We start from the raw sequence: 1,569 nt of genomic DNA, 5'->3' as shown, positions 1-1,569 counted from the left end.
CGGTAACAGCACGGCGGACGGGGCGAAAGTCCAGTTGTGGTCCTGCAACGGTGGCGCCAACCAGAACTGGCAGGCGCACCCGGACGGGTCGTTGCGGAACCCGCAGTCGGGCAAGTGCCTGGACGTGTCGGGCGCGGGCTCGTCGGACGGCACCCTCGTACACCTGTGGACCTGCCACGGCGGAGCCAACCAGAAATGGACCCTGCCCTAATGGACCCTGCCCTGATTTCTGTCACCAAGAAGAGAGCGACGGACATGCGCAGACAACCCCGAAGCCTGCTTGGTGGGGCGGCCGCGACACTCGCCGCCCTGGCCCTCGTCGGGCTGCCCAACCCAGTCAATGCCGCGGACACGCCCTACGACGTCCTCGTGTTCTCCAAGACGGCCGGTTTCCGGCACGACTCGATCCCGGCAGGGATCCAGGCCATCCGCGACCTCGGCGCGGCGAACAGTTTCACGGTGACGGCCACGGAGGACGGCAACCACTTCACCACCAGCAATCTGAGCCGCTACGAGGCGGTGGTCTTCCTCAACACCACCGGGGACGTTCTGAACGACGCCCAGCAGTCGGCGTTCCAGTCGTACATCGGCTCAGGCGGCGGGTTCGTCGGCGTCCACTCGGCCGCGGACACGGAGTACAACTGGCCGTTCTACGGCGAGCTGGTCGGCGCCTACTTCGCCTCGCACCCCGCCATCCAGCAGGCCAACGTCAAGGTGGAGGGGCGGGCGCACGCGGCGACCGCTCACCTGCCGCAGACATGGACCCGCACCGATGAGTGGTACAACTTCCGGACCAACCCCCGCACCACCGCGCGCGTGCTCACCACGCTGGACGAGTCGTCGTACTCGGGCGGCTCGATGGGCGCCGACCACCCGCACACCTGGTGCAAGACACACTCGGGGGGCCGGTCCTTCTACACCGGAGGCGGGCACAGCCAGGCGTCGTACGCGGAGCCGGCCCTCCGGGCGCACCTGCTCGGCGGCATCCGGTACGCGGCAGGCCGGACCAAGGCCGACTGCCGGCCCGAGACCGGCTATAGGGCCCTCTACAACGGCTCGACCACCGGCTGGTCGCAGGCCGGCCCAGGCGGCTTCACCAACTCGGACGCCACCCTCGCCTCGTACGGCGGCCTGGGCATGCTCTGGTACAGCGCGCGGCAGTTCACCAACTACTCGCTGAAGCTGGACTGGAAGATGGCCGGCGACGACAACTCCGGCGTGATCGTGGGCTTCCCACCGTCGAGCGACCCGCAGTCGGCACTGAACAACGGCTACGAGGTCCAGATCGACGCCACCGACGCGCCTGACCGCACGACTGGCTCGATATACGCCATCAAGGCCCCGGACACGGCTGCCCGGGACACGGCGCTCAACCCACCGGGCGAGTGGAACACCTTCGAGTTGCTGGTGGAGGGCGAGCGGCTCCAGGTCTGGCTCAATGGCGTGAAGATCAATGACTTCACCAACACCGACCCGGCCCGCTCGCTCGCCGGCCACGTCGGCATTCAGAATCACGGTACGGGGGACGACGTATCGTTCCGCAACGTCCGGATCAAGGAGTTGGGCGGT

The 1,569-nt window shown here is 67.9% G+C and carries 2 protein-coding genes; both read left to right on the top strand.

All coding sequences use genetic code 11. From position 1 onward, the window contains the following. Positions 1 to 211, top strand: a 211-nt coding sequence (locus KCH48_RS41830) for an RICIN domain-containing protein (protein WP_210582879.1), incomplete at its 5' end; no start/stop codon positions are given. Between the two features lie 44 nt (positions 212 to 255). Continuing rightward, a partial coding sequence (locus KCH48_RS41825; RefSeq protein ID WP_210582878.1) for a ThuA domain-containing protein occupies positions 256 to 1,569 on the top strand: 1,314 nt, incomplete at its 3' end.

This window comes from Streptomyces sp. GESEQ-4, from assembly GCF_017948455.1.
Lineage (GTDB): Bacteria > Actinomycetota > Actinomycetes > Streptomycetales > Streptomycetaceae > Streptomyces.
Note: the sequence above shows the minus strand (reverse complement) of the source record. Positions and strands in the feature narration are given on the sequence as shown.